A 25,791-nucleotide genomic window follows, 5' to 3' on the forward strand; every position below is an offset into this window, starting at 1 on the left:
CTTTAAACCCAATTTTTTCGGTAAGATACTGAGTCAGGGTAAACGCATATAAATTTGTATCAAAAATTACAGTCAAAAAGTAAACAATAGTATCAAAAACCTAGAATCACCCTGTGTATTATCAATAAGAACAACTTATTCTCAATTATTGGCGGTGTTATCCTTAGTCGATTTGAGAGTACTCTCTATTATGGTTTCGTACAAAGTCTTAGTTAATTTTTGTTTAAAGTCAGCGGAAAATTTGTTGACTTTGAACAAAAAAAACTGCTTTAGGATGGGATTTATTCGGATTTCACAACAAATTGAGTTAATGAAATTTTTGTCTGTTACCATTTTTACTAAATTAGATGCGTTTACCCTGGCTAAAATCCGAGGTTGTTATTATTGAAGGCTTGAATTTAACGGATATTTCAACTGGAAAGTATGAGTTGTTATGTTTACCAATTAAGCTCAAGGGAGTAGAAGGAGCTCCAGCTAGGGTAGTTTTACGTAACTTATCTGATTAAGTATTTACATTTTACTAAAAAATTTTTAGATATTATTTTTTAATGAATTATTTTAATACTGATCCGAAAATTATTGCTCTCTTGCCAATGAAAGCTAACAGCGAGCGAGTCAAGGGTAAAAATTTTAAGCCATTGAATAGTAAACCTTTATTCAAGTTGATTTTAAATGCACTTATTGAGCTAAACGAAGTCTCAAAAGTGATTATAAATACAGATGCTCGCTCTATTCTGGCAGAACACGGATTGGTCGATTCAGATCGAGTTCAGATTCGCGTACGCAAACCAGAATTGTGTGGTGATTTCGTCAGCATGAACCGGATTCTGGCAGATGACATAGCAAATGAACCTGCCGATATTTACTTGATGACCCACACTACAAATCCCCTCCTCAGTGCCACAACAATTCGCAAGGCACTTCAGCAGTTTCTGGAGGCTAGGGCTACGGGAACTGCTGATTCGCTATTTACAGTTAATCGCTTCCAAACTCGCTTCTACCGTCAAGATGGTTCTGCCATTAACCACAATCCCAATAACCTAATTAGAACTCAGGACTTGGAACCCTGGTACGAAGAAAATTCTAATCTCTACATTTTTACACCTTTAAGCTTCGCTGCCACTCAAGCCAGGATTGGCAAGCAACCTATGATGTTTGAAACTCCTCCCTTAGAGTCGATTGATATTGACGATAAAGTGGACTGGCAAATGGCTGAAGCAGTTGCCCAGTATCTCTATCCTTCTTCTGTTGTACAAGCGGCATGAGCAATGAAAGTATTAATTACCTGTCCACCCATGTTAGGTTTGATGGATGAATTCAAACCACTGTTTGCAGCAAAAGCCATTGAAGTTGATTGTCCTCCAGTAGTGCAAACCCTATCCGTGGAAGAACTAAAGTCCCTCATTCCTCAGTATGACGGTTGGATTATTGGCGACGATCCTGCCACTCGCGAAGTGTTTGAGAACGGGAAATCTGGGAAGCTAAAAGCAGCAGTAAAGTGGGGTGTTGGGGTTGATAATGTGGACTTTACAGCAGCGAATGATAATGGTATCTTAGTAGCAAATACCCCTCGTATGTTTGGTGCAGAAGTAGCCGATATTGCCATGGGCTATGTAATTGCCCTAGCACGACAGACTTTCATGATTGACCGAGCCGTTAGAGCAGGAACATGGCTAAAACCAGCAGGCATTTCTCTAGGGGATAAGACGGTTGCTTTAGTTGGGTTTGGGGATATTGGGCGCAATACGGCGAAGCGGCTGTTAGCAGCTGACATGCGGGTAATTGCTTACGATCCTTATTTCCAAGCAGTGGAGGGATTAGAAGCAGTACAACCTGCTACTTGGCCCGCACGCTTGGAAGAAGCCGACTTGATTGTGCTGACCTGTGCGTTAACTAGTGAAAATCATCATATGCTGAATTCAGAAACATTTGCTAAGGCAAAGCCAGGGGTACGGGTGATCAATGTTGCCCGAGGTGCATTGATTGATGAAGCAGCATTGGTGGAGGCATTGTCCTCTGGACAGGTGCATTCGGCAGCCTTAGATGTTTTTGAAATGGAACCATTACCGGAAGCCTCTGGGCTACGGCCTTTTGAACAGTGTATTTTTGGCTCCCATAATGCTTCTAATACGGTGGATGCTGTGCGTCGTGCTAGTTATCAAGCAATGCATTTGCTATTTGATTTTCTTGGATGTGCCTAGGAATTGAGATCGTGAAAAGTGCTTTAATTACTGGAGCTGCGGGTGGCATTGGGCAAGCTTTGTGCCAGGTTTTTAAAGAAGCTAATCACTTTGTGATTGGTCTTGATGTAGTTTCAGCGGCTGCATCCTGCGATGTTATGATTGTCGGCAATTTGCAGAAAATGTGCAGTGATGCAGCTTATTGTTCAGAAATTGTTGAGCAAGTGCGATCGCACTTGCAAAGCAGAGGTTTGACTACCTTAATTAACAATGCAGCAGTGCAAATCCTCAAGCCCACAAACCAACTCACAGTAGAAGATTGGCATCAGACACTAGATGTTAATTTGGTAGCTCCTTTTGTGTTAACTCAGGCATTGCTGCCAGAGTTGGAACAAGCGGTCGGCTCAGTAGTAAATATTGCCAGTATTCACGCCAGCCTTACCAAGCCTGGGTTTGTGTGTTATGCAACCAGTAAGGCAGCTTTGGTGGGTTTAACCAAAAGTATGGCAGTGGATCTTAGGGAAAGAGTCCGGGTAAACGCGATTTGTCCAGCAGCAGTAGCGACACCAATGTTAATGGCTGGGTTTGAAGGGAAGAAAGAAGAGTTTGAGAATTTGTCTCAAATGCATCCTCTAGGACGGATTGCACAACCAGCAGAAATAGCAAAAGTGGCATTGTTTCTATCTTTGCCTGAAGCAAGTTTCATAACCGGTGCAACTTTAAGCGTTGATGGTGGCATTGGAGGACGTTTACACGATCCTATATAGGTTAACAATAAAGATTTATTCGCATATCTAAAGCCCAAACTATTTAACCAAATAATTAACCATTTTACTGCTGAATTGATTATGCTTCAAAAACAATTACGAGTAGCAAGAGATGCAATTGTTGAGTATCTTAATAATTACTCAAATCCAGTGTACCTTCAATGGCACTTTAATGAGTCTAAGCGACTTTTACAATTTAAGAAAATTCATCAAAAATAGGACTGTTTTATTATTGGTAATGGCCCTTCACTTAATAAGATGGATTTATCATTACTGAACAAGTATTATACGTTTGGTTTAAACAAAATCTACTTAATATTTGAATTTGATAAATTAAATTTAAATATTAGCTATCATGTTGCAGTAAACTCTTTGGTGATAGAGCAAAGCGCGAGAGAGTTTTAAAATTTAAAATGTCCATCTTTTTTATCAGCTAGAGCCGCTGATAATGTGGTAGATAAAAGGAATCATATTTATAAAATATTTACAGCAGGTAATCCTTTCATTTTTCAGACAGATGCATCGAAGTTAATTTGCGAAGGATACACTGTAACTTATGTAGCAATGCAGCTAGCCTTCTATATGGGATTTAAGAGAATTTTCTTGATAGGAGTCGATCATAACTTTACTGCTGTAGGTAATCCTAACGAAAAACAGTTCCTAAAAGGAGATGATCCAAACCATTTTACTCCTGGGTATTTTGGGAATAAAGAATGGCATCTGCCAGATCTAGAAGGCTCTGAATTAGCCTATCATATGGCTCGATTTAACTTTAATAGATCTGGTAGAGAGATTTATGATGCTACAGTTGATGGTAAACTACAAATTTTTCCAAAAATTACCTTTGAACAAGCTTTAGATATGTGTAAAAAAAAAAGGTAGTGGTAAAGATGTAGTGATGTAGGCGTTGCTCTGGTCAAGGTAACGGGAGCTAAAATCACGAATTGTGTACCACTACCGTTTCGCCGAGTCGTTTTTCATCCCCCGCTAAAGTACAGGGGCTTTCAAACTCCCGTCTTCTTTCAGGTAAGAATATTATAAGCGGACTTAATGGAATCAGCATGAACACCAATCTTACCTTTCTTGGTCTCGGCGTTATGGGTGGATATATGGCAGCCAATCTTGCCCGTAGTGATTACTCCACCAGTAATTACCCCACTATCGCTTGGAATCGCACCCCCGATCGTCCAGGAGTCAAGATTGCTGCTGATGCTGGAGCCAAGGTAGTTTCATCCATCCGCGAAGCTGTCGAGTCAGCTGACATAATTTTTTCTTGCTTGGGGGATGTCCCAGATGTGGAAGCGGTTATGCTGGGAGCTGAGGGAGTGGCTGAGTATGCCAAACCCGGTACCCTAATTGTGGATTTCACCACCATTGGACCAAATGCAGCCCAGGAAATCAGTGGGGAACTAAAGAAGCACAACCTACGTTTTCTGGATGCACCAGTTTCCGGTGGGGATATCGGAGCCAAAAATGGTACCCTAACCATTATGCTTGGAGGCGAGCAGACGGACTTCGAGGAGTGTAAACCCCTACTGGAAATTCTTGGCAAAACCATTCGCCTGTGCGGTCCGGTGGGCAGCGGTCAAGCAGTTAAACTGTGCAACCAGGTGCTTTGTTCTGTCCATATGGTAGCGCTATGCGAGGCAATGAAGTTGGCAGAACATCAAGGAATTGACCCTAATTTAGTTATTGAAGTTTGTAGCACAGGTGCGGCTGGGTCATGGGCGTTATCCAACTTAGGGCAACAAGTGGCTGAGTCTGACTTTGAGCCTGGTTTCATGATTAAGCACATGGTCAAAGACCTCAGGCTTGTACTCGAAAGCCTCCAGTCTTCTAGTCTGGATTTAGCTGGAGTGGAATTAGCTGACCGTCTTTTCAAAGTTGTTCAACAACTTGACAGTGGTACAGGAGGTGAACAGGGAACTCAAGCCATGATCCGTGCTTACGGTGAACTCAGAAGCTGAAGGATGATGGATTTAGTGATACCGCTATCCACTTAAGCCGGGACAGTAGATTAGTTATTGGGAAATTGGTGATGGCTAGGGAAATCTGTCCTGCTTTCAGCTAGTAGCGGTGATATGGCACTACGCATTTAGTTTGACATTCCTAAACTCCGAAACTTAGTCATAGCTTACTTCTGACTTCTGACTTCTGACTTCTGACGCTAAGCGTAGCGCTATACCAAGTATTTCTTGAGATTTTTCCAAGACTTGATCAGGGTCAAAGGGTTTAGTGAGGTACATATCTGTGCCGACCTCTTTGCCCTTTTGTTTATCAAACTCTTGTCCCTTAGCCGTTAGCATGATCACATAAACATCGTTCATACACAGAACATTTTTGATCTGATTACAGACATCAAACCCACTCATTTTCGGCATCATTAAATCCAGAAATACCAGATTAGGTTGCTCTGACTTAACTTGCTCTAGAGCATCTTCACCATCCTCAGCGGTGAGTAATTCTACCCCTTCATCTTCCAGGTCTTCCAGGGTTTGCTCGATCAGTAGTCTCATATAAGGTTCATCATCAACGATCAAGATTTTTTTAGTCATAGAGCAGTCTGCTGGGTAAAGCATTACCTGTTTCTACACCAACTAATTTACTTGATCAAGTAAGATATTCCGGATGCTTTGCTGGTAAATCGGTAGGGTATTTAAGTATTTATTAATTAATTATTAGATAAGTATTCAAGCGGACACAATCTGAAAGTAGCTTTAGCTAAAGTAGGACAAAAAAGTCCCCACACCAAATGGTAATGGGGGCATACTGGAGTTGCTATAGTTGCCAGAAGCTAATAATGCCCTGTATCAAAACCTGATCAAGCCAACAGTCTTTTCACTGTTTAACTGATCGGGGAGTTTGAGGGGTCTATCCATCCCCATCCCTATGCACGGGTGGGGATGGATAGACCCCTGGCCGTAGGCCACGCTACGCGAACAAATATTTAGCGATGACTTGACGACTTATCGCAAAATATATAGCGCTACGCGCCAGGCAAGAGGCAAGAGGCATGCATGCTAAAGTTGACTACAACAGCTTTTCAGTTTGTATCAATGTCCTAACCTTAATACGTAGTGCTATATATAATGATAGAAGGTCGATAGATAAGTGTAGAAACAGTGAGACATCAAGCCGTCAAAATAAGGATTTACCCCACACAAGAGCAAATTCATATACTTGCTCAGCACTTTGGCTGTGCTCGTTGGTGGTGGAATTATGCGCGCTAAATCAATGCATAGAAACTTACAAAGAGACCGGCATTGGGTTGTCTCGTTCTGCACTCAATGGTATGTTGCCAAAGCTCAAAAAAGATGAGAAAACCGAATGGCTAAAAGACTGTTACTCTCCTTGGGGGGAGGTAAATGCCTGTACTTCCTGCGGAAAATGCGTAGATGCTTGTCCCACAGGGGCAATTTTCCGTAAGGGCACAACAACTGCAGAGAAAGAACGCGATCGCGGTAAGCTGGAATTTTTGGTTACAGCTAGAACCAAACAAGAATGGAAGCGATAGGTTCTACTAATTAATAGTTGGACAATTGGATCAGTAATAGTTATGAACAAATCTCAGACAAGCCTAATTAGTCATATCTCTTGGGGTCGTATGGAGGTAACCAATAATGGTGAGACTTATCAATTCAAAGATTGTAAAGTATGGCCGGGAGGAGCTAAGGAATGGGATTGGAGACTCACAGGTACTCGCCATCAGCCCGGTATTCAACCCGCCGATATCGAAGAAATTTTGGCTCAGGGCATAGAGTTTCTGGTTTTGTCCCGTGGTATGCAACTAATGCTACAAACCTGTCCAGAAACTGAGGAATTGCTCCATCAAAGAGGAATTGAGTATTATATCGGGCAGACTAAATTAGCTGTAGACCTATTCAACAGTTTGATGCAACAAGGTAAAAAAGTCGGAGGTATATTTCATTCGACTTGTTAACTCGTTATCAGCTTGAGGAACGATGGAAAAAATTAAATTAGCAACAGTATGCTTACCGGGGTGTTCGGGATGTCATATGTCCTTTTTGGATCTAGACCAATGGCTGCTCGAACTCGCCCAATATGTAGATGTGGTTTACAGTCCCGTTGGGTCTGACCTGAAAGAATACCCGGAAAACGTGGATGTTTGTTTAGTAGAGGGTGGTATTGCCAATGAAGATAACTTAGAACTCATTAACCAAGTTCGGGAACGTAGCAAAATCCTCGTTTCTTTCGGAGATTGTGCCGTGACTGCCAACGTTCCTGCTATGCGGAATATGCTGGACGGTGCAGAACCTGTTCTCAAACGCGCCTATCTCGAATTGGGGGATGTCACTCCCCAACTCCCTTACGAACCAGGAATTGTACCGGAATTACTAGAGCAGGTACTGCCCGTTCACCAAGATAGCAGCTTGTAGGGTGGGCAAAAACAGTTTGCTTATGCATGAGTATTCTAGATTATATACTTTGCCCACCCTACTTTAATTGGTCTGTTCGCGTAGCGTCCGCGTAGCGCATCAGCTGATAGCTGATACGCGACACGCTGATAGCTGATAGCTTACGTTTTAGAACACTACAGCGGAATTGGTTCTGGTAAAGACGTCTATATCTAACCCCCTATTTAATACTGCAACTTCCGATCCATCAACCGATAAAAAGCCGGTGAAGGCATCGTAACTTACATCAGTGCTGCCTACAACTACTATCGCATCACTTCCTACTTCGAAGTCGAGGATAATATCCAAGTCTCCTTCTAAGAACTGATCTGCGAAAAACTCGTAGATATCGCTGCCGCCGCCACTGATCAGAACATCGGATCCTTCATTGCCAACAACAACATCATCTCCTAAGCCGCCTCGAACAATATCATCTCCGAGACCGCCGAAGACAAAGTCAGTTCCTCCAGCACCCTGGATGTTATCGTCTCCTGCTCCAGCCATGAGTATATCTACTTCATCGCCGCCAGCTGCTACATCATTACCGTCGCCAAAAATAAAAATGTTAGTTTGATCTTCTTGTCCTACGGCGAATACACCTCCACCCTCTTGAGGGCTATCAAAAAACATTGCACCCTCAAAGTCGCTTATAAATAGCGGAGCTGTGCTACCTGGACTTAATGTTGCTGCCATTTAATTCTCTCCTTGTTTTAGCTTGAATTTTCTGTAACAGGTCATAGGTCGTCCGGTTAATCTCACATCTTGCACCATTCTCAATAAGCTTGGTTGATGTAGGGTGGGCAGTGCACCAGACAGATAATGAAGCTTGCAAAGCGCGTAGGCACTGCCCACCCTAGGATGAATGACAATGGTGCAAGATCTCGGTTAATCACGTTGTATTCAGGTAAATCGTTAATTGTTAATGGGAGTTCATGGGAATTAATGGGAATTAATTGAAGTTACCATCAACAATTAACGATGAGTGAGTAGTCTAAACTACTACCTGGTTGGATGAGTGTTTAACCGGACTTGATATCAACTATAATTTTTTCTACTTGAATAAAAATTAGAAACAAATTAGAAAAAAGTTAGACTTGCTTGATTAAAATCAAATGTTAGACGGAGCGATTATAAATTATTAGTCAAGAATAAAAATTAGAAACAAATTAGACTTACTTGATTCAAATCAAGTTTTACACAGGTAATAGCTCGTCCCGTGAATCACTTCATATTCAGGGCAAGGGTTAATGCTTAATGGTTAATTGACTCTTGACAATTAACCATTTTCAATTTTCAATTTTCAATTAAGGTAATCAAACGCCTCTTACGAGTAATTGCTCCTGTTTTCTCCAGTTGCATCAAAGCTCGTGATACGGTTTCGGGAGTCAAACCTAGTTCAGCAGCAATTTCTTTGAAGGGTTGGTCTAAGCTGAGAACGGTTTGATTACGGAACTGAGCTAAGTAGTGTAGATATTGAAGTACCCGGTCGTGAGCAGTCCGAATTTCTCGCCACTCTAAACGGACTCTGAGGGAGTGAATGTGTCTAACTAAAATGGTCATGAAATTCTCGGCCAAGTCAGGATAAAGGCAAAGGCTTGACAAAAGAAGTTGCTTGGGATAAACAATTACTCGTGAAGCTACCTTAGCAATTGCTGTGTAAGGATAGACCGTTGAGAAAAGAGCACTTTCAGCTAAGCTCTCACCGGCTCTAACAACCTGGAGTGTAACCATTTTCCCTGATTGAGTGTAGTGAACAATTTTGAATCGCCCTGTTTCCACTACAAAAAAAGACGATGCGGAATTTCCCTGGTAGAATAGCTTCTGTTCAGCAACCAGATTCTGGAATATGACACCCTGACTTAGAGCAGGGGGAAGGCTCTCAGGTTTCAATAGATTCATCAATAAGGCTTCTAGTACGGCAGGACATGTGAATAGTTTAAGCAATCATTTTTGGCGATGTCTGTTGGAAAAGATCGCAAAAAATCAGAACTTGAACACAGAAAATGTCCCAGACAGCAACTAGGAGTAGGAAGCTCGGAGGGTGCATCTCATATTTGTAAAAAAGAAGGGTAAGTGTGGAAAGTGTGGGAAGTGTGGGGAGTGTGGGAAGTGTGGGAAGTGTGGGAATATTATTAGAATTTTTGCCTAATTGCAACAGTGAGATGCAGCCCCTTAATAACACCCCCTAGAAGTATATTTACTACCTAAGTACTGATAACAAGTAACAATTTATCTAAATACGAAATGATTAACTATCGGAGATATTAGGTAAACTGATGTGCATTTAAATTGGTTATTCCCTGTTCCCTGTTCCCTGTTTCCTGTTCCCTTTGATTAATTTAGATATCCCAAACTCAATGCTGAACATCTTATCAGTTAATCAACTCAAATACATCTACTGTTTGCCGTTTTCCCTTGATTGGAACCTGACCCAATTCCCGATAGGTATACTGGTGCTTGGTCCCTTCATAGACACTACCACTGACGAGGATCTGACCCCCCTTGGCCATAGCTTGTAATCTGGCAGCGATATTGACTTCATCACCAATGGCTGTATAGTCCATATGCTGAGGAGAACCAATGTTTCCCACCACGACTTCTCCTGAACTAATCCCAATACCGGTTAGAAAATTCTCCCGGATCCAGGGGGTAGGCATAGTTTTAAGTTGATGTTGCATAGCAATAGCAGCTGCGATCGCTTGTCCCTGATTATCCTCTAGCTTCGAGGGCGCACCAAACATAGCCACAATCATATCCCCCACAAATTTATTGACTGTTCCCTCATGACTGAAGATAACATCGACCATGGAGGTAAAATATTCGTTCAGGTATTCAACAATTTTATGGGCTTCTAATTCTTCACACCGAGTTGTGAAATTCCGAATATCAGAGAACAATATAGTAATAGGCTTTTTGGCTGGAGTCAGGGAGATATTGCCCTTGGCATCAATAATGGCTTGGACAAGTTGGGAAGGAATATAGCGTTCCAGTCGGCTTTTAATCCGCTCCTCCTGTAGTTTATTTCTATGGAGCAAGGCATTTTCAATAGCTCCTGCTGCTTGAGCTCCAAGAATCGTTAAAAATTTCAAGTCTTGAGCTGTATAATTAACCGGTTTTTCACTACAAAAGTTAATCACCCCCAGCAGACCCTTTTGGGTTTTTAGAGGAGCACAAACCAGAGAGTTGATGGACTTCACACTAGCAATAAACCTGGGATCATCTTGAACCTGATTCACAATCTCAGCCTTGCCAATTCCTAGCCCATTCTTTGTCTTACTATTGCTCAGCTGAAAAAATTCTGTTGGATTATACTGTTTGCCAAAGGCTGAGATTATATCTAGTTGCTCAGTTTCGGAATTAATTAACAAGACTGAACCACAATCTCCTGGAATCAGTCTTCTCGCTTCATCCAGGAAAAGCTGAGCAATAGCGGACAGCTCTAAACAGGATGGAATCCGTTCTGAAACTCTATAGAGTAAATTAATTTCTCGGTATTGATCTAAGATAGCACTGCCTAGATCTTTTTTTTCTAATTCTTGATTAACCAAATAATTCAGGAGTTCTTTAATTGCGATCGCTTTCTGATCCCCCTTGACCCAGCCAATCACCTGACCTCTTGCTTCAACGGGATATTTATTGGCTAAGTTACAACCTCCCAATACCCGAATTTTCCTAGGATTGTCCAACAGCAGCTTTCCGTGGACATCCTCAATCTGGACAGCGGTGTCTATGGCGTCAATCAGTTGACTTATGACCCCTAGCGCTTTTGGCTTAGAAATAATTTTTTTGAGACTGACAGATGCCATACTTTGTGCTAATATTATAAATTGGCTTAAAAGTATCGATTCAAATTACTCCTCACCCGTTCCTCTCGAAGCATATTTTCATAGAGGATAGCATTAGATATGGCTGATGTGGCTTGAGATGCTAAAGCACTGATCAATTTCAAATCCCTGGCTGTATAGTCTACAGGTTGTTCACTACTGAGCTCAATCACACCAATTACTTCATCTTTGGTCTTGAGTGGGACACACATTAGGGAACTGATCGGATAATCAGATGGCACAAACCTGGGATCCGATGAGACATCGTTAACGATTTCTCCTACACCAGTCATAATCACACTGCGAACAATACCTGCTATCGATTGCTTCTGGGGTCTATACCCCATTTCTGGCTCAAAGCTAGCGAGTACTTCCAGTTGGGATTGGTCTTGGTCTAGCAAAAAGAGAAATCCCCGATTTACTGGAATTAATTCCCTAGTTTGATTAATCACAATTTGAGCAACGTCTTGAGGCATTAAGTTGGCAGTTAATTTCCCCGATAGATTGTAGAGTAAGTTTATTTCTCGATAGTTATCTAAGGTTTCTATAGCAATTGATCGGCGTTCTAGTTCTCGATTCGCTAAATAATTGATTAGAGCGGCAATAGGACGAGCATTCTCTCCTCCTCTAACCCACCCTAAAGTAGTTCCTTTCAGGTCTATCTTGTATTTTCCAGATGAATCATCAGGCTCATCTCCGAATAACAGTTGCTCATCAATGTCTTGAATACTAATATCTCCTCCCAGGGAAGTTATCAGGTTATTGAGCAGTGACGAGATGTCTTTTTTTGCAATTATTTTTTTAAGTTTAATAGCGTTCATGCATATATTAGTTTAGTATTAATCATCTAATAAAATCAAAAATGTCGTGGCTAATTTATGTTCAAAACGCACTTTTTTAACCAACGCTTGTTCTTTCGCAATCCCTGAGTTAACCAGAATCATGTCAGGTTTTAATGAAATCGCTTTAGAAAGACAATCTTGACCATTTCGGGCAGAAATTATCCCGATTCCTCTTTTCCGTAATACCTGAGTAATCATTTGAGCTTGAGGGAGATTTTCCTCCACTATCAAAACTTGCTTAGTCGGCTTTTCTTGAGAGGTCAGTCGAACAACGTCTTTGAGCAGTTCTTCGAGATTAATCGGTTTGCTCAAACATCGCTCAACTCCTAGAGCCTGTTGCTCTTCAGTGATGGACAAAATGATAATCGGAATATCCATACTGTGCAAGTCATTTTTAACCACCGCTGCTGTATCAAACCCATTCATTCTGGGCATCACTACATCCAAGATAATTAGGTCAGGACGTTCTTGTTTGATCTGTTGAATTGCTTCCCAACCATCTTTGGCTTCCTGAATCCTGTAACCTTCTGCTCTAAGATGCTGCTTGAGTAGCTCTCGAATCGGAGCTTCATCATCCACAATCAGAATGGTTTTATCCCTGGAATTTGTGGTCATTTTCGAGGTGGTCATGGATGAGTGTAGTTGGGTGAGCAGGGTTTCAGCAGCTATGGTTTTGACTCCAGGTTCAGACTCAACCGGGATGGGTAAGCTAAAGGAGAAGTTACTCCCTTTACCCAGTTCGCTTTCGACCCAAATTTGTCCTCGATGATGTTCCACAATTTCCTTACAAATAGGGAGTCCTAAGCCGGTACCTTGAGGTTTTTCAGTTAGAGTATTACCCGCCTGTTTGAATTTTTCAAAGATCAGCGTCTGCTCGGCTTCAGAAATGCCTATACCGCTATCAATGATACTAACGGTAATCTCTGAACCAGTTCGCCTTACTTTACAGTATACAAACCCTTTATCCGTAAACTTAGCTGCATTAGAGATTAGATTAATCACCACCTGAATTAGTCGGTCTCGGTCACCAATTATCTGAGGTAAGCCCTCGTCTATACTCTTAATTAATTCCACATCATTCTGTTCAAACAGAGCAGTCGTAGCAATGATTGCTCGTTCTAGGACATCTACAACTGAGAGGGGTTGCATTTTCCACTCCACTCGACCAGCTTCTAGCTTAGCCAGATCCAGGACATCATTGATCAAAGCTTTAAGACGCTCCCCTTCGGAGATAATGATGTTAACATTTTCTGACACTTGCTTCAGGGTGCGCTGAATCTTGTGGTCATTGGTAGAAATTAAGGGAAATAGGGTTTTTTCCAGTTTTTTCTGAATCAGTTTGGCAAAACCCATGACTGAGGTTAGGGGAGTCCTCAATTCATGGGAAACTGTGGAAATAAAGTCTGTTTTCATCCGGTCTACTTCTTTTTCAAAGGTAATATCTCGGATCAGAATTACCGAACCCATAAAGCCATCCTCACTATCAAGGTTATCTGTAGCCTTAGTATCTTTTAGAATAGCAGTGGCTACGGCTTTGCCAATCCGTTGATTGGTCAGTTCTACTTCAGCGGTAAAGACTTGTTGAGGGTTAGTCTTGGTAAGAGTGACTAGGTTTGCGATCGCATTCCCCAACACTCCCTGACACCCTTGACCGAGTAACTCGGTTTCCCCCGAATCAAACAAGCTCACCAAAGCTGGATTGATGCGAGTAATTTTGCCCTTGGTATCTGTTACCAGTAATCCATCTGCTAAGCTTCTAATCATCGCATCCACGTAAGCCAGAGTATGCTGTAATTGAGTCGTGGTGGTTTTGAGACACTGAGCTTGTTCACTGACAATTGTGTACTGTTCTTGAGTAGTGGTGTATAAATGTGCCTGGTTGATGGCGATCGCTAACTGATTGCTCACGGCTTGTAATAGCTCCAATTCCAAATCACTACAGCTCCAAGGCTTGCGGCGCATACAAATTAAATAGCCAGGAGGATGCAACCCCCGAATCATGACTGGTAACGCCAGATAGTTCCCTGTCTGGCAGTAGATGAGTTGATCACCGCTATCATGGAAGTGAAGCATCTGTCCTTGGCTTAAGCGATCGCATAAATCATGACAAGATTCGATACTTATTAATCCCACTTGGGACGGTAAATCAGCTTTTCGATGTTCACACAGAATTTCCAAACATTGTTGGTCTTGGTGATACCAGCCAAAAGTCACTCGGTCGAGACGCAAGAGGGTAGCAATTTCATTGACAGTAGTTTGCACAGTTGTTTCCAAATCCAGAGATTCACGAATACGAGTAGTAAGCCTATTCAGCAGCGCCTCCTGCTGAGCCCTGGCGTTGGCCTGCTCGAAAGTTTGAATCTGTAGTAAAGCAATAACCATGGCGATGATCAGCATCACTCCCAACACCGATGCCAGCAGATTGAGATAATTGAGTTGTCGTTCCACATTAGCCCGGGGAATCACCAAAGCCACAGACCAATCCGCCTGTTGCAGAGGAGCATAGGCAACATATACCCACTGACCATCCAGTTCCAGTAGCGTTACCGACTCTTGCGGGTTGGCTATTTTCCTAGCCTCCATCATCTCTTGAGCAATTTGCTTGAGATTGGGGTAAGGGGAGTCTAAAAAACTCCTACCAGATTGAATTACCTTTGGATCTCGATGGGCAATGGGTACTCCTTTTGAGTCCAAAGCAAAGGCATAACTCCCTTCGCCTAAGGTAGTATTGGTAATCACCTCTGACACTCGGTCTAAGGAAACCGGTCCAGCAAATTCCCCCATGGGGAAAGAAAATGGACCAGCCAACTCCCCTGGTTTTCGCAGGGTTACATCCCCCAGTTCCACATCCGACCGGTTACGGTTGCCCAAAGCCAGGTTTTCTGGAGTAATTTCCGTGTGATTTTTGGGGGGAACTGACCAGATAGGAGCCGCAATATTGACTTGGCGAATACCAGTAGAACGAGAGACTACCGGATTATCCACAAACGTTTCTCCTTGCATCGCTCGTTGAAAGTGAGTGCGATCGCTAAGATTCTTCCCCTCAATAAAACCTGCACGACTGGTGTAGTAAGAGCCATTCCCCTTAGCCATGACAAACATATGAAAATCGGGCAATCGTTCTTGCTCGAATTGCAGATAGGGTTGGGCAACCTCCCAGTCCAAAGACCGAACTTCGGGAGTATTCGCAATAGTTTCCACCTTCGCCATCAGAGCCGCCAGCCATTCATCAATTTGATGTCCCGCCATCAAGACCTTCAATTCAGCATTATCCTTCAGACTCTCAAGAATCAGACTCCGAACCACCCAATAACTGGTGAAAGCTGCTGTTCCCACTAACGCAATGGTGCCACTAATTAACAACCGGGGAACAGAACGCCTTGGCTGCCATACCGATTGATAACTATTGTGCTTAAGCCACCACTGGCGTCTAAACCAAGTTCCCATATCTATTATGGAAAATCCTTCCTGTTGTTCCTGAGAAACTTCAGCAGCTTTTGCCTGGGGTTGGGCTAGGATAGTGGGGTCGGAGCAACTGGTGTCCACCTCTGATGCTAAAGGAATACCGCTCACCTGACAGTACCCGTGTGGGTAAACCTTGAGTGGGGAATTATCCGGAGGTGAGTTTCTCTGGGAACTAGCATTAAAACGATTAAGTCTCACTGTTCCGAAGATAGTCCTTAGGCTGGGTTGCCTACTGGTGGGATAAGATGACAATTGTTTACCTCCCCTTTCTCCCCTGATGCCCTCTCTTCCCTCTCTTGGATCGGAGTACAAATTATCCCTATTTTGGACAATACCCCAATCACTTCCAGGCTGGGGATTGACCTGGGTAGAGTACCTACCCTGCCTTCTTGGGTACAGTGCTTCTGGCTGATTGTCTCCCCGCCAATCCAGATAACCTTGTAGCAGTTGCCGCAACAGTTCCATACCATTGATCCAGAGGTTTTCTTCTATCTGGTAATAGGTGAGACGGTACGCTTCCTCAGAACAGAGCCAATTAAGAATTTCTTCAAAGTACTCACGAGCCTGGATAAATGGATTGAGCTGAGTGTATTCAGATGTTTCCATAAGAAAATCGGATATAGGTTTGATCGGATCTCGCCTAATCTCTACCAGGAAAATTATAGTCAGTCCGGGTAATTTTTTTTTAAGTGGTTAGTCGTTAGTCGTTAGTTGTTAGATCAAATCCCGTTAATCACTTACTAAATAGTCCCTGTTTTGGTAATGGGCAATCGGTAATGGTGACTCGTAAACTACCAAGTATCAATTACCATAGAAGAGATATGATAATTAGTCAAACCGATTGAGTATAATCGGTAATTTACCCTGAATTATGAATTACAAATGACAAATTTTCAGTAATATTACGGTTGACTTGTGGTTCTGTAATTTGATGAACTTCAAATAGGGTCATACTAACTAATAATAATTTCATTTATTTATTTTAGATCCAGAGCGTGAACAGGTTTAGGTTAGTCGGTTAGTCGGTTAGCCGGTGATCGGGTTATCTTCTGAACCTTCAAATGTGACCCATGGACAATCAACATATTAATTTTAAAAAACATAATCAATTAATATATTAAATGGTTTCTCATAAGACTAAACTTAGTGACATAAAAAAAGCTTTTTATATTTATATGGTGATAGTTGTTAGTATAATTATAATTTTCATTAATAATCATTATAAATTATCATATAACTCAATAAAATATAGGGTAAAATACTCAGAATATAGTCTTGTTTTTGATGAACCAATTCAGCCAATACCACTCAAATTAGAACTAAACAAAGACAAGGTTAAACTGGGCAAGAGGCTTTTTCATGACCCCCAACTGTCACAGGATAACACCATCTCCTGTGCTAGCTGCCACAATCTAAATACCGGTGGTACAGACCAAATGGTGCGTTCAATTGGGATCAACAATAGGATTGGCTTGATCAATGCACCCACAGTCTTCAACAGTGGATTCAATTTTAAGCAACATTGGGATGGAAGCGTTGAAACCCTGATCGAACAGATTGATAGACCAATCCATGCAGAGCATGAAATGGGTTCTAATTGGCAAGAAATCCTCAGTAAGCTCAAGCAATCCCCTGAGTATGTCTCACTATTTAGCCAACTGTATAAAGATGGTATCAACAGCGACAACATCAAGGATGCGATCGCTACTTTTGAAAGATCGCTGTACACTCCCAACTCACGCTTTGACCAATTTCTGCACGGCCATAAAAATGCCCTCTCCTCCTCAGAACAAGAAGGCTATCGTCTATTTAAAGCCTATGGCTGTGTTAGCTGTCACCAAGGAGTCAATGTCGGCAGTAATATGTTCCAGGCTTTTGGTCTGTTTGGAGATTACTTTAAAGATCGCGGTAAGCTTACCAAAGCTGATTTGGGACGCTTTAATGTCACTGGCAATGAACGTGATCGTTATGTATTTAAGGTTCCCAGTTTGCGCAACGTGGCTCTAACATCACCATATTTTCACGACGGTTCAGCTGAAACTCTTGAAGAAGCTGTGACGATAATGGGCAAATATGAATTGGGACGTCCACTGTCCCCAAACGATATTGGTCTGATTGTCAAGTTCCTCAAAACTCTCACAGGCGAGTACCAAGGAAAACCATTGTGAACAAAACTCAATTGCTAAAGCTCCTAAATACCTTAGCTGCTGTTTTTATCTTGGCTTTTTTGGTGAATAAAAGTCTACCAATTAATATTGAAGAACACCAACAGTATCAAAATACTTTAAATCAACAAAAGGAGATAGATGTAATATTAAATCAGGATATTATCAAATCTCGGTACGATCTGTTAACCTATTACGATCCATTTGTCAAGCATGTATCTCAACTCAAAGATACCCAAAATAGCCTTAAAATAATCCCGACATTTATTAATCAGGACGGCAGTAAAAAACTTACGAAAATTCTTAACAAAAATTCAGAAATTATAAGTCAAAAAGAAAAGTTAATCGAAAGATTAAAATTCCAGAATGCAATTCTAAAAAACTCCCTGAGTTACTTACCGTTTCTGACTAATGATATCCTAACAAGTACCTCGGCTAAAAGCGAAAGCCATTATTTAGAAGTTATTATCGATGAACTGCTGAAAAATATCCTGCTTTACAACCTCAACTCTGATCAGGAATTAGAAGCGCTGATCAAGGAAAATATGGATAGGCTGTTGCTGATAAAAGACCAAAATCCTTTTGGTAAAGATGAAGAATTTATCGATCTAGCCCTGAGCCATTCCAGAATAATTATGAGCAATAAACCTCAGGTAGATGAACTGACTCAGCAACTGCTACAGCTCCCTACTAAGCAGCTAAACGAAGAACTGGATTACGTCTATAACCTATACTATTACCAAGCTATTGATACAGCTAATACTTATCGTTTATATGCCTATACTTGGTTGTTGATTGTGTTGGCTTGGATTGCCTACTTAATTATAAACAATTTGGTAAAAGCCAACCGTCGTACCATCAACATTCTCGAAAGTATCACAGATGCCTTTATTTCCCTAAACGACCAGTGGCAGATTACCTATCTTAATCCCCAAGCTTTCCAAATGCTACAGAGTCAACCCGAACAGCTTCTGAATCAGAATCTAGAGGAGGTGTTTTCCGGAGTCTTTGGCTCCAAGTTCTACCAGGAATGTCATCGGGCGGTTGCTGCACAGGTTGTTGTCACCTTTGAAGAATACTATCCACCGACGAAACGTTGGTTTGACGTGAAAGCTTATCCAGGTATTAATGGTCTTTCAGTGTTCTTTCATGACATTACTGAGCGCAAACAAGCCTCCCGGGTCTTGCAGCAACTTAATGAGGACTTAGAAGCTAGGGTAGAAGAACGTACTGTCCAACTTGCTGAAAGTATGAAAGAAGCCGAAAAAGCCCGGAAAAAGTCTGAAGAAGCTAACAAAGCCAAAAGCCAATTTCTTGCCAATATGAGCCATGAACTGCGCACCCCCCTCAATGCCATCCTAGGATTCACCCAATTGATGAACCGTGACTCATCGCTGAATCAGGAACATCAGGAATATCTAGCAATCATTAGTCGCAGTGGTGAGCATTTACTGAACTTGATCAACGACATATTAGAAATGTCCAAAATCGAGGCAGGTCAGATAACTGTAAATGAAACTAGCTTTGACCTGTATCGTTTGCTGGATAGTCTCGAAGAGATGTTAGGACTGCGAGCCGCATCCAAAGGCTTACAGCTCATTGTTTACCGAGAGCCAGAGCTTCCTCGATATGTGAAAACAGATCAGGGAAAATTGCGCCAAGTTTTGATTAATTTACTGGGAAACGCTATCAAATTTACTCAAGAAGGCAGTGTCACTTTGCGGGTGGTTAGTAACAATGAAAAGTTGAAAATTAGCGGGTCTGATCAGTTGAAGGTTGGCAGGTCTGATCAGTTGAAGGTTGACAGGTTGAATGTTGACAGGTTGAATGTTGACAGGTCTGATCAGTTGAATGTTGACAGGTCTGATCAGTTGAAGGTTGACAGGTTGAATGTTGTTCGCGTTCGCGCAGCGTCGGCTTTGCCGAAAGCGTGGCCGAAAGGCCAAGGTTTTCCCAATAACCAGCAACTGGCAACTCCAACTAACCTTCAACCTACTAACCTTCAACCTACTAACCTTCAACCAACTAACCTTCAACCAACTAACCTTCAACCTACTAACCTTCAACCAACTAACCTTCAACCTGCTAACCTTCAACCTACTAACCTTCAACCAACTAACCTTCAACCAACTAACCTTCAACCTGCTAACCTTCAACCTACTAACCTTCAACCTGCAACCCTTACCGGACAGACAATCACCTTTGAAATAGAAGATACCGGTCCTGGTGTTGACCCAGCTGAGATTGACAGCTTGTTTGAAGCATTTGTCCAAACTGAAATCGGTCGGAAATCTGAGCAAGGAACTGGTTTGGGTTTGTCCATTAGCCGACAATTCGTGAAGTTGATGGGAGGGGACATCACCCTTAGTAGTCCTCTAGGTGGAGGAACAATCGTTACATTTGATATCCAGATTAGTCTGGCTGGAGCAGGTGCAGACATTCAGACACAACACCCAACCCGATCGGTGATTGGGTTAGCACCTGACCAACCTAAGTATCGGATCCTGGTAGTTGAAGATAAATGGGAGAGTCGAAAACTACTGGTCAAGCTGCTAGAGCCACTGGGATTCGAGGTTCGTGAAGCCGAGAATGGTCAAGAAGGGGTAGCGCTATGGTCGAGTTGGGAACCGCATCTGATCTGGATGGATATGCGGATGCCAGTAATGGATGGCTATGAGGCTACTAAACAGATCAAAGCCCATTTGAAGGGTCAAGCGACGGTTATTATTGCTCTGACTGCCAGTGCCTTTAATGAAGAGCGAGCGGTTATCTTGTCTGCTGGTTGTGACGATTTTGTCCGTAAACCTTTCCAGGAGGAGGAGATTTTTGAAACAATGGCTCACTATCTCGGAGTACGTTATGTCTATGAAGAAAAAACTTCAGCCACCTCACCTCAAAGATCCGCAACTGAGGCGCTGACCCGGGAAGCTCTAGCTGTGATGCCTGCTGAGTGGGTTGAACAGCTGTACCAAGCAGCTAACCAAGTTAATAATCAGCGGATTTTCCAGCTAATCGAGCAAATTCCTTCCGAACATGGTCCGGTTGCGATCGCACTGACGGATTTGGTGCGAAATTTTCGTTGCGACAAAATCATTGATTTAACTGAACCACCTACATCATGACTATTACTCAAACTAAGACACCATTAGATATCACTCAAATTAAGACCCCTAAAGGGAACATTTTAGTTGTTGATGATATACCCGAGAATCTGCATCTTTTGTCTGACACCCTGACCGAGCAGGGGTATGACGTTCGAGGCGTGATTAACGGTTCCATGGCGCTCAGAGTAGCCCACTCAGTATTGCCAGATCTAATTTTGCTGGATATTAAAATGCCAGATATGAATGGCTATGAAGTCTGTCAAAAGCTGAAAGCTTCCGAGTCAACCCGCCATATTCCAGTAATTTTCTTGAGCGCTCTCAATGAAGTGATCGACAAGGTCAAAGCCTTTGAAGTCGGTGGTGTAGACTACATCAGCAAACCCTTCCAGGTTCAAGAGGTTTTAGCTCGTGTAGAAAATCAACTAACGATTCAGAGGTTGCAAAAGCAACTCTGGGCAAAAAATTTAGCCCTTGAAACCACTAATCAGGAGTTAGAACGCTCTAACCGCGAACTAGAACAATTTGCCCATGTTCTCTGCCATGACCTGAACCAACCTCTGCAAAGCATTATCTTGCATACTGATATGCTCAACATCAATTACCAGGACAGGCTTGACATCAAGGGTGAGGGATACATTACAAAAATTCGAGATTCCAGCCTTCGGATGAAAACGTTTATGCAGGAGTTACTCGTTTATGCGAAGGTTGGAGCCGACTCCCAAGACATCACATCAACGGATTGCAATATTGTGTTGGGGCAAGTTTTAGATAACTTAAAGGCTGCCATATCTGAGAAAAATGCGCTGATTACCCATGATTCCCTACCTACTGTGAATGTTAGTCAGACACAGCTAATCCAGCTATTTCAAAATCTGATCAGCAATGCCATTAAATTTCAAGCACCAGGGAAATCCCCCCAAGTCAAGGTTTCAGTAAAGCCCGTAGACAACAGTGCAGAGGTAGGAATAGTTTCTAGTATCAATGCAACTGGGTTTCACGAGAATGGGCGGAATAGTTTGGAGCATGATGGTAACTACTGGCTGTTTGGGGTGCATGACAATGGCATTGGCATGGAACCCGATCAGCGATCGCATATCTTTGAGATATTTCAGCGTCTGCACAGCAATAAAGACTATCCTGGCACTGGTATTGGTCTAGCCACCTGCAAGAAGATTGTGGAAAATCACGGGGGACAGATTGGGGTAGAGTCTGAGCCTGGAGTGGGAAGTACGTTTTACTTTACGCTTCCTGCACAACACTGAACACTAAGCACTGAACACTAAGTTTTGTAATCTCTTATTCTTCCAGGCGAGTAACAACGGCATTAACATGGCAAGAACACAACTTGGTATAAGCAACCCCCGGAAATTATGGCGTTGCGTCAGTCTTTGAATGAATAGGAGTAGAGTGGGCATCCTGCCCGCCCGAAAATAAGGAGGAAACTGGCAAGATGCCAGTTCTACACAAGATGCCAGTTCCACCAAGATGCCTATTCCACCTCACTCTTAAAATCATTCCATTATTAAGCAACCCCCCGAAATTATCGGTATTTAATCGAATATGATACTATAGGAAAAACTTTTTCCTGATCGGTGTAATAGCTTGTAGGAAACGGTATCGCCTTGAAATTTTCAAGCTCTCTAATCCCCTTTCTATAAAAGAAATTAGAGAGCTGATTATCGCGTCATGGCTAATCCTTAATTGGACGACCATTACCCATTACCAAAAGCGAGTAAAAATTTGTGGCAGACATCCGGGAGAATTGGGCTCAGTTTTATCCCATAGTCTTCATACATGGTATTCATAGCTTTGGAGTAAGGATTCAGCTATCAGCTATCAGCTATCAGCTATCAGCTATCAGCTATCAGCTATCAGCTATCAGCTATTAGCTATTAGCTTTGGGCCAAGGCTCACGCTACGGTAATGGCTCAGGGCTGACGGCTGACCGCTGAACGCGCACGCGTGCGCGTAGCGCATAGGCTGAATGCTTACGCTTTGGAGTTGGCCAACCGGAGCAGTTAAACCTCAAAAAACCTTAGATAAAAACTAATGGAATCAGGTATTACAATTTTCAGTTTTGGATTGTTTCTAGTAATTTTTTTGTGGATTGGGGCTCTAGCTGCTAAATCTTCCGATAATACAGAATCAGACTACTTACTTGGCTCACGCTCTTTTGGAAAAGTCTTTGTGGGTCTAAGTGCTGGCGCAACGGGAAACAGTGGATGGATTATGATCGGAACCGTTGGAATGGCTTACTCCATGGGAGTTTCTGCTATGCTGATGGTAATTGCCTGGTTCTTAGGTGATTTAACCTTTTGGACTTTTTTTCCTGATAAAATAAACCAGATCTCCAGAGATAAAAACTCCCAAACTATTCCGGAATTCCTAGGCTCTACAGTCAAAAAGCCTCAAGGTAGACGAATAATCACCTTGATCGTTGCTGTGATCACTGTTGTATTTATCGGAGCCTATACTGCCGCACAATTTGCTGCAGCTGCCAAGACCCTTGATGTATTTTTTGGAGTTGACCCTACCATTGGAGCTTTGATCGCAGCAGGTTCGATTTTAGTTTACTGCGTAACCGGAGGACTCAGAGCCTCAATCTGGACTGATGTGGTGCAGGCTTTTGTGGTGATGTTTGTTTGCTTTGGCATGCTGGCAGTAGCCATTATCAACGGGGGTGGGGTGTCAAAAATTATCTCAGAACTCAATCAGATTGATCCTCAATTGATGAATCTCACGGCAGGATTTAGCTGGTTAACCTTACTCGCCTACCTAGTAGGATTCTTCGTTTTTGGCTTCGGATTCAGTATCTCTCAGCCGCAAATACTGGTGAGATTGCTAGCTGGGCGGAGTCCGCAAGAGGTGAAACAAGCGAAGTGGGTGTACTTTGGTTACGTGTATTCGACCTGGATAGCATTGACACTCTCACCGCGCTCATCTGGCGATTATAGCGGGAGATTCTTAAGAGCAAAAAACCCTTAACGGCTGAGCCAAACAACCTCTACACCCTCCGATAAAATCATTAGGCTTACTTGTATGCTTGCGAATTATATTCAGTGCTCCGTTGCAATCAGCGTTAATTAGCCAACCTTTACTGGTTCGATATAATCCACGTTTCACCCTTTTCCCACTGAATGTGTATTTTTTTGGATTGTCAGCATTCCAGACAGGGAGTTCATCGTGATCCAGGCTAGACGCTTTACTTGTGTAGGACTCTTCTTGTTCAGCTAGTTCAATCCCATACCTTTGACAGAGGCTTTCCAGCTTGTCCTTAAATGTATAAATCGGAATTTGGGCGAATTTTTGATTGTTTCGCTTGCCCATATTGACCCTTTGCTTTAGATCAGGGTTGTACCCGATAACAATCTTGCTGATTTTATTCTCTCTACACCAGTTCACGACATATCTAGCTGCTTTGTTGGTAAAATCCCTTATTTTGTGATTTCGCTTTCTTAACAATCTAGCTTGTCGATTAGTTAAGGTTTTGATACCTTGTAAGTCTTTGTTGGATTGAAGTAGTGCATTGCGCTTATTGTAAAATTGATTGTCAGACTTAATCTTTTTGCCGTCAATAATAAATGATTTTTTGGTAGTACTAACACATGTAGCAAAATTATCAAGTCCTAAATCAATACCTAAGATATCATTAGATTTTTCGATTTTTATTTCAGGATTATCCTCGTAGCAATAACAGACATCAAAATACCTGGCTCTGTACTTAGGAAGTATGCGGATTTCTTTGACAGTCTTAGCTCTCAGTCTTTCTGGGATAGTAAACTGGACTGACCCATACTCTTTTTTGAATTGACGAGACATCGGGACGGTAAATAGCCAGTTCTTTCCAGGGAGCTTCTCCCAGTCACGCTTTCTTACTGGGATAACAAGAATAAAATGACCGTCTTTTGGTAAGTAGCCAGGTAGTCTTACCTTTTCTTGATAGCTGACCTTAGCTTTTGATTTCAGTAAACCAAAGAAAGATTTAAAAGATCTATCGACAATTTTCAAGGTTTGTTGAGCAATGTCCGTTGGCAGTAATTTGTAATTATCATTTTCCTTGGAGTGATGATAATTACTCTCGTACCGCAGATGTTTGCGTTCCTGGAAGAAATACTGGCGGACATTGTACAATCCTACATTAAACATGTTTTTGCTCAAATGACACATTTGTCTGAGAGCTAACATCTGTTGTCTGTCTAAACGAAGATTATTGACTTGGGTTAGCATCGACCTTTCCGCTACCATTTCCATCATTATAGCGGAATATCTAGAAAAACGCAACAGATTTAGTCCCCAATTCCTGAGGGGCTGTGTGGGTCACCTGCGTCCGCACTTTATACGCCCCGTCTCCCGCTAAGCCTAAGGGCTATAACGGGAGAGGAATTGGGGTAGAAAGATGGTTTTGTTTGGGATTGCTTGCCGGGTCTTAATGCCTAACATTAGTGATCCCGAACAAGCCTTGCCCTTGTACGCCACACAACAATTTAATCCCTTTTTAGTCGGTATTGTGTTGGCTGGTGTCTTTTCTGTGATTGCCTCTACAGCGGATTCCCAACTTCTGGTTTGTTCCAGTGCGATCGCTAGAGATATTTCCCCGACTTTGCATCAGAGGATGTCCCGGAAATATGGGGTGAAATACGAGCAATTCATGACCTTAGTGGTGGGAATACTCGCTGTAATTGCGACGATTTCTATTTCCTCCACAGTGTTTTCGTTGGTTCTTTTTGCTAGTGGAGCTGTGGCCAGTTCCCTCGGTCCAGCAATGCTGATTATCTTATTGAAAAGACGCACTCATTATTTAGCCTTGAACTCTATGATGTTGGCGGGATTGAGTACTGCTATCCTCTGGCGAGTTTTAGGATTTCATAACATCCTATCCGAAGTTTGTCCAGGCTTTATTGTAGCCGTGTTGGTGCATGAGGTGTTAATGAAGAGTGTTTTCCAACCCAAGGGTCATGCTATTGGTGAGACGTTAAGGAAATAAGGTTGAAATCAGGTGGGAAAATTGACGAACAACCAAGACTGAACA

19 protein-coding genes and 3 pseudogenes are annotated in these 25,791 nt (G+C 42.3%); 14 read left to right on the forward strand and 8 right to left on the reverse strand.

Annotated features, from left to right (window positions below):
- Positions 1 to 548 precede the first annotated feature (548 nt).
- The 5 genes from F6J90_RS20820 to F6J90_RS20840 all read left to right on the forward strand — a co-directional run bounded on the left by F6J90_RS20820 (position 549) and on the right by F6J90_RS20840 (position 4,914).
- Positions 549 to 1,265: an acylneuraminate cytidylyltransferase family protein gene (locus F6J90_RS20820; RefSeq protein WP_293097576.1), complete on the forward strand. Its 717-nt coding sequence runs from the start codon at positions 549 to 551 to the stop codon at positions 1,263 to 1,265.
- Between the two features lie 3 nt (positions 1,266 to 1,268).
- Positions 1,269 to 2,201, forward strand: coding sequence for a phosphoglycerate dehydrogenase (locus tag F6J90_RS20825; protein WP_293097579.1), 933 nt, complete (start codon positions 1,269 to 1,271; stop codon positions 2,199 to 2,201).
- 11 nt (positions 2,202 to 2,212) lie between these two features.
- Positions 2,213 to 2,947: an SDR family oxidoreductase gene (locus tag F6J90_RS20830; RefSeq protein ID WP_293097582.1), complete on the forward strand. Its 735-nt coding sequence runs from the start codon at positions 2,213 to 2,215 to the stop codon at positions 2,945 to 2,947.
- 450 nt (positions 2,948 to 3,397) lie between these two features.
- Positions 3,398 to 3,829 carry a hypothetical protein gene (locus tag F6J90_RS20835; RefSeq protein ID WP_293097584.1) on the forward strand — a complete coding sequence of 144 codons (432 nt, stop codon included), beginning with the start codon at positions 3,398 to 3,400 and terminating at the stop codon, positions 3,827 to 3,829.
- 179 nt (positions 3,830 to 4,008) lie between these two features.
- Positions 4,009 to 4,914 (forward strand): NAD(P)-dependent oxidoreductase, encoded by a 906-nt coding sequence (locus tag F6J90_RS20840; RefSeq protein WP_293097587.1) that lies wholly within the window; start codon positions 4,009 to 4,011, stop codon positions 4,912 to 4,914.
- Between the two features lie 156 nt (positions 4,915 to 5,070).
- Here F6J90_RS20840 and F6J90_RS20845 read toward each other — a convergent pair whose 3' ends face one another.
- A complete protein-coding gene (locus tag F6J90_RS20845) occupies positions 5,071 to 5,502 on the reverse strand; it encodes a response regulator (protein ID WP_293097589.1) in 432 nt (143 codons plus the stop codon).
- A gap of 567 nt (positions 5,503 to 6,069) precedes the next feature.
- On the opposite strand from F6J90_RS20845, the pseudogene F6J90_RS20850 reads away from it, so the two are divergent.
- The 4 genes and pseudogenes from F6J90_RS20850 to F6J90_RS20865 all read left to right on the forward strand — a co-directional run.
- Positions 6,070 to 6,296: pseudogene (locus tag F6J90_RS20850) on the forward strand (helix-turn-helix domain-containing protein); the annotation flags it as partial.
- Positions 6,297 to 6,461 (forward strand): annotated as a pseudogene (locus tag F6J90_RS20855) (4Fe-4S double cluster binding domain-containing protein); the annotation flags it as partial.
- A 42-nt stretch (positions 6,462 to 6,503) separates the two neighbouring features.
- Positions 6,504 to 6,887 carry an Mth938-like domain-containing protein gene (locus F6J90_RS20860; protein WP_293097592.1) on the forward strand — a complete coding sequence of 128 codons (384 nt, stop codon included), beginning with the start codon at positions 6,504 to 6,506 and terminating at the stop codon, positions 6,885 to 6,887.
- A 22-nt stretch (positions 6,888 to 6,909) separates the two neighbouring features.
- Positions 6,910 to 7,329, forward strand: a pseudogene (locus tag F6J90_RS20865) (oxidoreductase); the annotation flags it as partial.
- 162 nt (positions 7,330 to 7,491) lie between these two features.
- Here F6J90_RS20865 and F6J90_RS20870 read toward each other — a convergent pair.
- The 5 genes from F6J90_RS20870 to F6J90_RS20890 all read right to left on the reverse strand — a co-directional run bounded on the left by F6J90_RS20870 (position 7,492) and on the right by F6J90_RS20890 (position 16,099).
- A complete protein-coding gene (locus F6J90_RS20870; RefSeq protein WP_075903769.1) occupies positions 7,492 to 8,055 on the reverse strand; it encodes a calcium-binding protein in 564 nt (187 codons plus the stop codon).
- Between the two features lie 600 nt (positions 8,056 to 8,655).
- Positions 8,656 to 9,261, reverse strand: a complete 606-nt coding sequence (locus tag F6J90_RS20875) for a Crp/Fnr family transcriptional regulator (RefSeq protein ID WP_293097596.1) — start codon at positions 9,259 to 9,261, stop codon at positions 8,656 to 8,658.
- A 473-nt stretch (positions 9,262 to 9,734) separates the two neighbouring features.
- Positions 9,735 to 11,168: an adenylate/guanylate cyclase domain-containing protein gene (locus F6J90_RS20880; protein WP_293097599.1), complete on the reverse strand. Its 1,434-nt coding sequence runs from the start codon at positions 11,166 to 11,168 to the stop codon at positions 9,735 to 9,737.
- 26 nt (positions 11,169 to 11,194) lie between these two features.
- Positions 11,195 to 12,007 (reverse strand): GAF domain-containing protein, encoded by an 813-nt coding sequence (locus F6J90_RS20885; protein WP_293097602.1) that lies wholly within the window; start codon positions 12,005 to 12,007, stop codon positions 11,195 to 11,197.
- 18 nt (positions 12,008 to 12,025) lie between these two features.
- Complete coding sequence (locus F6J90_RS20890) at positions 12,026 to 16,099, reverse strand: ATP-binding protein (protein WP_293097604.1); 4,074 nt, start codon at positions 16,097 to 16,099, stop codon at positions 12,026 to 12,028.
- 569 nt (positions 16,100 to 16,668) lie between these two features.
- Between F6J90_RS20890 and F6J90_RS20895 the strand changes: the two genes are divergently transcribed.
- From F6J90_RS20895 to F6J90_RS20905, 3 genes are read left to right on the forward strand one after another with little or no spacing between them, the layout of a single operon-like run.
- Positions 16,669 to 17,661 (forward strand): cytochrome-c peroxidase, encoded by a 993-nt coding sequence (locus tag F6J90_RS20895; protein WP_293097607.1) that lies wholly within the window; start codon positions 16,669 to 16,671, stop codon positions 17,659 to 17,661.
- Positions 17,658 to 20,780 (forward strand): DAHL domain-containing protein, encoded by a 3,123-nt coding sequence (locus F6J90_RS20900; protein ID WP_293097609.1) that lies wholly within the window; start codon positions 17,658 to 17,660, stop codon positions 20,778 to 20,780. The genes F6J90_RS20895 and F6J90_RS20900 overlap by 4 nt, the downstream gene beginning before the upstream one ends.
- The gene (locus F6J90_RS20905; RefSeq protein WP_293097611.1) at positions 20,777 to 22,024 is read left to right on the forward strand and encodes a response regulator; all 1,248 of its coding nucleotides are present in this window, start codon (positions 20,777 to 20,779) and stop codon (positions 22,022 to 22,024) included. Before F6J90_RS20900 ends, F6J90_RS20905 begins: the two co-directional genes overlap by 4 nt.
- A gap of 3 nt (positions 22,025 to 22,027) precedes the next feature.
- On the opposite strand, the gene F6J90_RS20910 is transcribed toward F6J90_RS20905, so the two are convergent.
- The gene (locus tag F6J90_RS20910) at positions 22,028 to 22,246 is read right to left on the reverse strand and encodes a hypothetical protein (protein ID WP_293097613.1); all 219 of its coding nucleotides are present in this window, start codon (positions 22,244 to 22,246) and stop codon (positions 22,028 to 22,030) included.
- Positions 22,247 to 22,811: 565 nt separating this feature from the next.
- Here F6J90_RS20910 and F6J90_RS20915 point away from each other — a divergent pair.
- Positions 22,812 to 23,747 carry a hypothetical protein gene (locus F6J90_RS20915; RefSeq protein ID WP_293097615.1) on the forward strand — a complete coding sequence of 312 codons (936 nt, stop codon included), beginning with the start codon at positions 22,812 to 22,814 and terminating at the stop codon, positions 23,745 to 23,747.
- On the opposite strand, the gene F6J90_RS20920 is transcribed toward F6J90_RS20915, so the two are convergent.
- Complete coding sequence (locus F6J90_RS20920; RefSeq protein WP_293097617.1) at positions 23,727 to 24,989, reverse strand: transposase; 1,263 nt, start codon at positions 24,987 to 24,989, stop codon at positions 23,727 to 23,729. The genes F6J90_RS20915 and F6J90_RS20920 overlap by 21 nt on opposite strands.
- Positions 24,990 to 25,158: 169 nt before the next feature.
- On the opposite strand from F6J90_RS20920, the gene F6J90_RS20925 reads away from it, so the two are divergent.
- Positions 25,159 to 25,746: a hypothetical protein gene (locus F6J90_RS20925; RefSeq protein WP_293097620.1), complete on the forward strand. Its 588-nt coding sequence runs from the start codon at positions 25,159 to 25,161 to the stop codon at positions 25,744 to 25,746.
- The last annotated feature ends 45 nt before the right edge of the window (positions 25,747 to 25,791 follow it).

The sequence above is a fragment of the Moorena sp. SIOASIH genome (assembly GCF_010671925.1).
GTDB lineage: Bacteria > Cyanobacteriota > Cyanobacteriia > Cyanobacteriales > Coleofasciculaceae > Moorena.

Excerpts from the sequence above, each read along its gene's own strand:
- F6J90_RS20870 (WP_075903769.1), bottom strand. The coding sequence starts at position 8,055 with ATGGCAGCAACATTAAGTCCAGGTAGCACAGCTCCGCTATTTATAAGC.
- F6J90_RS20825 (WP_293097579.1), top strand. The coding sequence starts at position 1,269 with ATGAAAGTATTAATTACCTGTCCACCCATGTTAGGTTTGATGGATGAA.
- F6J90_RS20880 (WP_293097599.1), bottom strand. The coding sequence starts at position 11,168 with ATGGCATCTGTCAGTCTCAAAAAAATTATTTCTAAGCCAAAAGCGCTA.
- F6J90_RS20890 (WP_293097604.1), bottom strand. The coding sequence starts at position 16,099 with ATGGAAACATCTGAATACACTCAGCTCAATCCATTTATCCAGGCTCGT.
- F6J90_RS20885 (WP_293097602.1), bottom strand. The coding sequence starts at position 12,007 with ATGAACGCTATTAAACTTAAAAAAATAATTGCAAAAAAAGACATCTCG.
- F6J90_RS20925 (WP_293097620.1), top strand. The coding sequence starts at position 25,159 with ATGGTTTTGTTTGGGATTGCTTGCCGGGTCTTAATGCCTAACATTAGT.
- F6J90_RS20895 (WP_293097607.1), top strand. The coding sequence starts at position 16,669 with ATGGTGATAGTTGTTAGTATAATTATAATTTTCATTAATAATCATTAT.
- F6J90_RS20860 (WP_293097592.1), top strand. The coding sequence starts at position 6,504 with ATGAACAAATCTCAGACAAGCCTAATTAGTCATATCTCTTGGGGTCGT.
- F6J90_RS20920 (WP_293097617.1), bottom strand. The coding sequence starts at position 24,989 with ATGCTAACCCAAGTCAATAATCTTCGTTTAGACAGACAACAGATGTTA.
- F6J90_RS20915 (WP_293097615.1), top strand. The coding sequence starts at position 22,812 with ATGGAATCAGGTATTACAATTTTCAGTTTTGGATTGTTTCTAGTAATT.
- F6J90_RS20820 (WP_293097576.1), top strand. The coding sequence starts at position 549 with ATGAATTATTTTAATACTGATCCGAAAATTATTGCTCTCTTGCCAATG.
- F6J90_RS20840 (WP_293097587.1), top strand. The coding sequence starts at position 4,009 with ATGAACACCAATCTTACCTTTCTTGGTCTCGGCGTTATGGGTGGATAT.
- F6J90_RS20875 (WP_293097596.1), bottom strand. The coding sequence starts at position 9,261 with ATGAATCTATTGAAACCTGAGAGCCTTCCCCCTGCTCTAAGTCAGGGT.
- F6J90_RS20905 (WP_293097611.1), top strand. The coding sequence starts at position 20,777 with ATGACTATTACTCAAACTAAGACACCATTAGATATCACTCAAATTAAG.
- F6J90_RS20845 (WP_293097589.1), bottom strand. The coding sequence starts at position 5,502 with ATGACTAAAAAAATCTTGATCGTTGATGATGAACCTTATATGAGACTA.